Here is a 7,810-nt window from a genome sequence, read left to right as displayed (position 1 = left end):
GCCTATGTTGCCGGCGGGCGGTATCAGTCCAGGCCATCTGCTTCTCCTATCGTCTCGACAACGACGGTGAATCACAACCTACTGATATCGCTCAACCACTTTCCGCTCGGGCTCTTATGGAATTGATCCCTCATAGTAGCCCTAAGGGTTTCTTCATGCTGGGCTTGCACAATGAAACTATCATGTACAGGCAATGCAGCTATCCCATGGTATGCTAGATCGTTTAGTATAGACAACGCTAGGTCGCTATCCTCAAGTTGCAGCTTCATTCCTTCATCTATATTAAACCATTCAGCGTAATCTGACATATGATGACGATAAGCTGCCTCGTAATCTCGAAAATCTGTGCCAGCAGGTAACAAATGCTTTTCCTTAGTCGGTGCCCTGCCTAGTGAGACCGAGGGTTTGCTTTTTGAGGCCGCCTTATTGAGCAGTCGGGCGAACGTACTTTTGCCTAGCGGGCGAGTTTCCGGTGGCCATCCGGGGACAATGTATGCGTCAATATTGGGACTACGCGGAAGCCGTGCGCGAAGCAGGGCGGGGTGTAACTGTACATAGTCTAGCTCTACCGTAGTCAAACCGTTGATCGTGATGTAGGCCCGATGCTCCTTCTTGGCGCTTTGCCACCACCCTCCGTACAGCCGCCCGCCCCGACGCCAGTTGCCGGTGAATACTCGATACAGTGCCTTCGCACTCTCATCCCCCGCATGTTGCCGCCGTCTGCGCTCGTCACGGGTCATATCCGCATATTCTGGCTGGCTGGCAGCTTCGCGGTCCCAAACGTCATCAGACAAGGCCATGTCGGCATCAGCTAACAATGCATTCACACGGGCCAATGTGGCCCTGCTGGCGGTGATTACGTCCCCTTCCGCGCCAACATGATCGTTGGGAAGGTTGAGGCGAACAAGCTGAGCCTTTGGGGATAAGACGGACCGTCGATCCACTGCGTGTGCCGCAAACAGGTCGAGGAGTGCGACGGTGGGACGGAGCCGTGTGAGGCTCGAACGGTTAAACCCCTCCATTTGATGCTGCAAAAAATAGCCGACTTTCGCGTGGACCAATCGTTCCGATTTCAACAATTCGCGCATGGCCACCATGACCGACAGGCTTAGGCCAGTGCCAGTGTAATCATTACGGTTGAAGGAGAGTGCGAGGAAGCGGCGGGGATTGACCCGGTTTAATGCCCCGGCAAGCAAGTTGGCCAATAGCGCGCTTACCGTCCGGTCACGCGTGGCAAGGTTGGCTACCGAGAGGGACCGTTGACGCGCGGCGTTGGAGTCGAGCATCCCGACAAAATGAGATAGCAACTCCAGCCCATCGTCCCCTCGCAACCGGCGCTCCCAGTCAAAGGGGAATGAGTCTTTGAGGTCGTCAGCTGTTATTTCGGCTAAGGCGATTTCGTCGCGCATGGCTTGAGCGAAGGTCAGGCAGCGTTCCCCACATCTACATAAAGGGTGATGGGCGTAAGCGGCGCTGCTAGCACACTTTCCAGCCTCACCCCGCCCGTTTCTCCACCCGCTGGATAGCGGCACGAGAGACGCCATGCTCCTTTGCCAGCACGCCCAGCGAGACGCCCGCTAGACGGCGCTCCCGGATTTTGGCCTGTGTTTCCCCGTCGAGTGCCGAGGGACGCCCCAGCACGGCCCCAGCGGCTTTGGCGCGCGTCAATCCGGCTTGCGTTCGCTCGATGAGCAAGTCCCGTTCGAATTCCGCCATGACGGTAATGACGCCCATAGTCATTTTGCCCGCAGAGCTTGTCAGGTCGATACCCCCCAGGGCGAGGCAGTGAACCCGCACCCCAGCCTTGGCTAAGGCTTCCACGGTGGCACGCACGTCCATTGCATTACGGCCCAGCCGATCAAGCTTGGTAACGATAAGCACGTCACCCTCTTCGAGCTTGTCCATAAGCTTGGCAAAGCCCTTGCGCTCACGCGCTGCGGTAGAACCCGATACCGTCTCAGTGATGATGCGCTTGGGATCGACGGCGAAACCTGCGGCCTCAATCTCCCCAGCCTGATTGTCTGTGGTCTGGTCTATCGTGCTGACGCGGCAGTAAGCGAAGGTGCGAGCCATGAGGCATATCCCTGTATCGATAACGTAGCTCGCAACTAGGCCTGCATCTAAATGCCAGTCAAGCTAATATTCGATACACTCTCACAAGGGGGCTCGTAACCGATCGTCACCGATACAGCGGGCAGGGTATCGAGTCGCTGTGATATGGTTGCATGGGAGGGAGGCACCGGGGGGCGCGGGGGAAAGTCCGTTATTAGCTTAGTCGGATGTCCTCTCGCGCGAGCCAGCCCGGATATGTGGTCGTCGACTGCCCCGGTTGCGCCCTCGCAAGCCGGTACAAAAGCTGCCGGGCAGGAGCCGCCCCAATACCCGACGTTCGTCTAATAGAATCTCAGTTCTCGCCTTTCTCGACGGGCAGGCGATTTGGCGTCGAGTGCCACTATACCCTCGATCCATTCCACAAGAGCGGGCAGCGCCTTGCCCTCGACCTCAGCGCGGGCAATCAACGCTTCTCCGGTCGGGACCGAGCCAGCTTGAATGTAGATGCGCTCATAAGGAACGTTGGGGCTGGGTGGCCAAAAATGAGCGTTGAAAAATCTGCCTGGGGTTCGGGTCAGATAAACGTCGATCGAGAGGCTAGACGAGGCGAGTGCCTCCTCAAGTTTTGAGGGTCTCAGTGGGTAGCTTTGACCCTTCGGGAGCTTGGCCGTTACCGACTTCATCGCCCAAGCATACCCTCACACAAACAGTTAGGCAACGTCCGCTTGCCACGAGGTCGAGCCGTTCCCACGCCATCGATCGCGCCGAACCGCCTGATAGCTGACGGGCAGGTTTTGAGACGGGAAAGCTGCCGGCAGCCGCGCCACTTGCCGACGAGCCGGAGATGACGGTAGGATTGAACCGTGCGCGTATTGCTTGTCTTTGTCGTTGGTTTGTTGGCTGGATGTGCGACCCACTATCGGGACCCGGCGCTCTCGCCGAAATGGCCAGCGTTTTCGCATTGCATGGAGCGAGCGGCGGAAGGCTTGCCATCGGGCCAAGTGCCAGACGAAGCTACGGCGCGGCGGTGCAACCGAGAGGCAAACGAGGTTTCCGAGCGTCATCCAAAGGGCAGCTAACTTCTATTGGTGCTCCGATGGTCGCGCTCGGGGACAACCCCTGATCGTCACCAGGGCGCTACTAGGCATAAGCGCTTGCACGCCCCCCGAAATTGTTACATCGGGGTCTTACAACAGTGACATCTGCTAAAGATTAAAGTGTTTGTTTCCATATGGTTAGAGGTCAGGGGTTCGATTCCCCTCAGCTCCACCAGGCGCCGCCTGTTCGCGCTCACGCTGTGGGTCGAGCATTGATCCTAGCCTCGACATGAGGCGTGCTGCGCTGAACCCGTCCTACCTACCGTGATATCACGGAACGTGATTCCACGCGATTGCCCGGTGTCGCGCGCGGTGTTCACAATGCTGCATGGTTAACGATGTCGCCGGTCGCTGCATGAAGCGACGCCTCCTCTATGCGTGCGCGGAAGCCTATGAACCCGAGGGCGTGCCCGTGGCACGCGCGGTCGGCTGGCTGGAAGCGCCGATCGTCATTCGCCGCACGTCCGAGATCGGCCGCAGCCTGACCGATCAGGCGCTGGTCGGCCGGGTGCGCGAAGGCGTCGTCGTCGCCATTCGCGGGTCGTTGACGCCGTTCGCCGGAGGCGGGCAGGATCGGCTGGCGGTGTTGCTCGACTGGCTCAACGACAGCCTGTCGATCTGCATCGAGGTGCCGCATTATGGCGGCGGCGTGCATCTCGGCTTCGCCGACGCGATGTCACGGCTGTGGGACGACGCCGGGGAAGAGTGCGACGCGAGCCCGGGGATCGGCAGCGCCATCCAGACGCTGCTCGATCGCAGCGCGACCGACGGCGCGGCGCGGCCGCATCTGTTCGTCACCGGCCACAGCAAGGGCGGGGCGCTCGCCAATCTCGCCGCCTATCGCGCCGCACGACTGCTGGCGTGGCGCGCCGTGCCGATCAGCGTCGCGACGATCGCCGCACCGCGCGTCGGCAATGCTGCCTTTGCGCGCGCCTATGCGGCCGAGCGCATTGCCTGCCTGCGCTATGAAATTTCCGCCGATATCGTCCCGCAACTGCCGCCCGGGCCGCAGACGCCGCCCTGGCTGAGCGCGCTGGCGCGCCGGCTGATTCCGCGGCTGGCGCCGGGTGATTATCACCCCGTCGGGCTGCGTGTGGGAAGCGAGCGCACCGACGGGTCGGGGGCGACGGCGTGGATCGTACAGCTTGCCCGCGCGCTAAGCCTCGACGGGGTCGCGCCGGTACTGGGCTCGCCGGCGGCGCTGGCCGCGCATACGATTTCGCCGCATTCGCTCTACGATCGCCTCGTCTGCACCGGCGAGGCGCACTGCGCCCACCGGTGATCTCCGCCGCGACGGGCGCTCAGCGCGGCTTGCGGAAGCGCAGGATGAACTGGTCGGTCTTGCCGCGAATGCCGGTCTCGACGACCTTCAGCGTGTGCTCGTCGGCGCCATGGCGGAGCAGGTCGCTCGCGCCGTCGAAACGGAAGCCGGCATGCTCGACCTCGCTGCGCACGACTTTGTCCTCGATGCGGTGCAGCGTCGAAGTGACGGTGGCTCCCGCGCCGGGCGCCGCCTGATGATCGACGATCAGATAGATACCGCCGGGCTTCAGCGCCTTGAAGGCGGCCGCGTTGATCAGCGCGGCGCCGTCGACATCGCCCTGCTTGTTGTTCTTGAAATCGTGATAGTTGAGCGTCGTCCACACCATGTCGACCGGCGCCGGCACGTTGATCTCGCCGGGCTTGACCGGCACGACCGAGACGTTGGCATGGCTTGCCGCGATGTCGTTGAGCGCGGGCGAGGGCCGCCCGGCCATGGCGTAGATATGGCCGCGCGGGCCGACCCAGGCGCTGAGGATGCGGGTGAAATAGCCGCCGCCCGGGGCGAGCTCGGCAACCTGCGCGCCGGGCCGCAGCTTGGCAAAGGCGATCAGTTCGGCCGGCTTACGGTCGGCATCGCGGACGCGGTCGGCCTCGGGACGCGACGGGTCGGCGAGGATCGCGGCGAAGGGCGCCGCCGCGCCCGATGCCAGCGCCGTACCACCGCCCATGACGATCCCAACAGCGAGCGTGGCTCGTACAATCGCTTTGCGCACCGGCATCTCCTCAGCATCGCCCGGCGCGGTGCCGGTACGGATCATGTCCGCCAACGCCATAGGCGATCAGGCGCGATGGGCAACGGTGCAGATGCGCGCGAGGTCCTCAACCGTCCAGCACGAGTGCGCTTTTCCCGTCAGTGCCACCACGCCAGCAGCGCAGCGATCAGGCCGATCGCGCCGGCGAGCGCCAGACTGACGAGATGCAGCACCCAGCCATAGCTGCAGGGTGCGTTGGAGGCGTGAAAGCCGAGCATCCTCTTCTCCTGTGCTCGCGCTGCGGCGAGTCACGAGGAGAAGGTTATACCCGAATCGGCTTCAATCCAACTGCAATCTATTTGCCGGTGACGGTCGCGGTCGCTGCGACGAGCCGTGCGGCATAGTCCTCCAAAACCTTGGCAGTACGTCCGGCATAGACATTGGCATCGTCGAAGCGGCGTTCCTCGATCGCCTCGCGCACGCCGGGCAGCGTCTTGGCACCGTAACCGGTGAAGCGGCCCGGCGCGTAGACGAGGTTTCGATACCATGGCCGGCCGGGGAGGCCGCGCGCATCGAGCAGCAGCTGGTCGATATCGCGCAACTGCGCGTTGAGTTTCGCGCGCGCGGCAGGCGCGAGCTGGCCGCCCTTGTCGGCATAGGCGCTGTCGAAGGCGGCGGCGGCGGTCTTGAGATGATCGACAGCGTCCTCGAGCACGGCGAGTTCGACATGCGGCGTGGCCGCCTCGATCGCCGGGGCGCCGACGGGCTTGAGCGGATCGCTGGCAAGCCGGAAGGCATCGTCGGCGGTGAGCTTGGCGCGCGTCCGGTCTTCGCCGCGCCGATCCTCGGCGAGCTTCTTCACCTCGGCGAGATAGGTCGCGACGGTGTCGGCGAAATCGCCGAAGCGCATCGGCGGGGTATCGGCGTCCGCGACGCGCAGCACCAGCCGGCCGACCGTCTTCGACAGCGCCGCGCCATATTTGAGGCCCGGATCGTCGAAGGTCGTCATATGGTGGAAGCTGTCATAGACCGAGTGGTAGACCCCGCCGCTCTCGTCCTCGCCGCCATAGCCGATGTTGAGCGAGGGCAGGCCGAGATGCTGGAGATAGGCCGAATAATCCGAGCCCGAGCCGAGCGGACCGATCGGCATGTCGCTGCCCTTTTCCGCCGCGGCGAGCGTGGCGTCGTTCGGGCGTCCGGTCTTGTCGAAGGCATTCACGCGCACTTTCGCGCGGAGCCGCTGCGCGACCGTCACGCCCGTTTCGGGATCGATCACGTCGGCGGCGACGCCGTTGACGAGATGCTGGAAGTCGTGGCTGCCCTCCGCACTGAGGAAGCCGCGGCCGTTGCCGTCGGTGTTGATGTAGATCACCGCCTTGGCCTGCAGTTCGGCGGCATGTTGTTCGGCCCATTCGGTCGAGCCGAGCAGCATCGGTTCCTCGGCATCCCAGCTGGCATAGACGATCGTCCGCTTCGGCCGCCAGCCGCCTGCCCATAGCGCGCCGAGCGCCTTGGCTTCGGACATCATCGCGACATTGCCTGACAGCGGATCGGACGCGCCGAACACCCAGCCGTCATGATGGTTGCCGCGCAGCACCCATTCATCGGGATGCTCGCTGCCCTTGAGCATCGCGATCACGTCATAGACCGGCTTGAGGCTCCATTCGGACTTGACCGCAAGGTGGACCTTCACCGCACCGTCGCCACCCATATGATAGGTCAGCGGAAGCGCGCCATGCCACGGCTCGGGCGACACCGGGCCGCCGAGGCGCTCGAGCAATTTGGTCGCGTCGCGATAGGACATCGGCAGCACCGGGATCTTGAGGATCGTCTGGGCCTGCTCGCGGGTGAGGCGTTTAGCGCCGGCTGTGGCGCCGACACCGGGCGTGAGCGGGTCGCCGGGATAGAGCGGCATGTCGGCGACCGAGCCGCGCTGGACGCCGTCGGCCGGGCGGGCGCCGCCCTTGGGGTAGACGTCGCTGTCATTATAGCCGTCATCGGCCGGGTCGGAATAGATGATGCAGCCGATCGCGCCATGGTCCTGCGCCAGCTTGGGCTTGAGGCCGCGCCAGCCGACGCCGTAGCGCGCGATGACGATCTTGCCCTTCACGTCGATGCCGCGTCGCGCGAGCGCCTTGTAGTCGTCGGGCATGCCGTAATTGACGTAGACCAGGTCGGCGGTGACATCGCCGTCACCCTGGAAGGCGACATAGGGTGGCAGCGCGCCCGCGGTGTTGCCCGAGGTGTCGTCGGCGGCGACCGCCGGTTCCTGGCCGCCGAGCGTGATCTTCTCGGGCGCGATCATCTCGACGGTCGTCGAAATCGGGGTGGGGTAGAGCACCTGGAAGGTCTCGATATGCGCGTCCCAGCCCCATTCCTTGAACTTGGCGAGCATGAAATCGGCATTGGCCTTGTCGTGCGGCGAGCCGACATGGTTGGGCGCCGATGCCATCGCCTTGAGCCATTCGAGCTGATCGGCCGAACTGACCCCCGTGTCGAACGCCGCCTCGACCGCGCGCGTGCCCTGCGGTGCCGCGACGGAGGGAGCGCCGGATTGCGCCATCGTCGCCTGCGCCAGCGCGAGACCACATACCCCGGCGAGCGCCAGTTTCAGCTTCTTCATGTCGCATACCCCTTGTTAGGACC

General features: G+C 63.5%; 6 protein-coding genes. 1 reads left to right on the top strand and 5 read right to left on the bottom strand.

Annotated features, from left to right (window positions below):
- Positions 1 to 71 precede the first annotated feature (71 nt).
- From U1839_RS14200 to U1839_RS14190, 3 genes are all read right to left on the bottom strand, one after another.
- Complete coding sequence (locus tag U1839_RS14200; protein WP_332804258.1) at positions 72 to 1,409, bottom strand: hypothetical protein; 1,338 nt, start codon at positions 1,407 to 1,409, stop codon at positions 72 to 74.
- 85 nt (positions 1,410 to 1,494) lie between these two features.
- A complete protein-coding gene (locus U1839_RS14195) occupies positions 1,495 to 2,073 on the bottom strand; it encodes a recombinase family protein (RefSeq protein ID WP_332804257.1) in 579 nt (192 codons plus the stop codon).
- 320 nt (positions 2,074 to 2,393) lie between these two features.
- On the bottom strand, positions 2,394 to 2,735 hold the full coding sequence (locus U1839_RS14190; protein ID WP_332804256.1) for a hypothetical protein: 342 nt from the start codon (positions 2,733 to 2,735) through the stop codon (positions 2,394 to 2,396).
- Positions 2,736 to 3,477: 742 nt separating this feature from the next.
- Here U1839_RS14190 and U1839_RS14185 point away from each other — a divergent pair.
- Positions 3,478 to 4,431 (top strand): lipase family protein, encoded by a 954-nt coding sequence (locus tag U1839_RS14185; RefSeq protein ID WP_332804255.1) that lies wholly within the window; start codon positions 3,478 to 3,480, stop codon positions 4,429 to 4,431.
- A gap of 19 nt (positions 4,432 to 4,450) precedes the next feature.
- On the opposite strand, the gene U1839_RS14180 is transcribed toward U1839_RS14185, so the two are convergent.
- A complete protein-coding gene (locus U1839_RS14180; RefSeq protein WP_332804254.1) occupies positions 4,451 to 5,230 on the bottom strand; it encodes a class I SAM-dependent methyltransferase in 780 nt (259 codons plus the stop codon).
- Positions 5,231 to 5,519: 289 nt separating this feature from the next.
- Positions 5,520 to 7,787, bottom strand: a complete 2,268-nt coding sequence (locus U1839_RS14175; RefSeq protein ID WP_332804253.1) for a transferrin receptor-like dimerization domain-containing protein — start codon at positions 7,785 to 7,787, stop codon at positions 5,520 to 5,522.
- Between the last annotated feature and the right edge of the window lie 23 nt (positions 7,788 to 7,810).

Origin of the sequence: Parasphingomonas halimpatiens (assembly GCF_036663795.1) — a bacterium.
Lineage (GTDB): Bacteria > Pseudomonadota > Alphaproteobacteria > Sphingomonadales > Sphingomonadaceae > Sphingomonas.
This window is presented reverse-complemented; position numbering and strand designations above follow the sequence as displayed.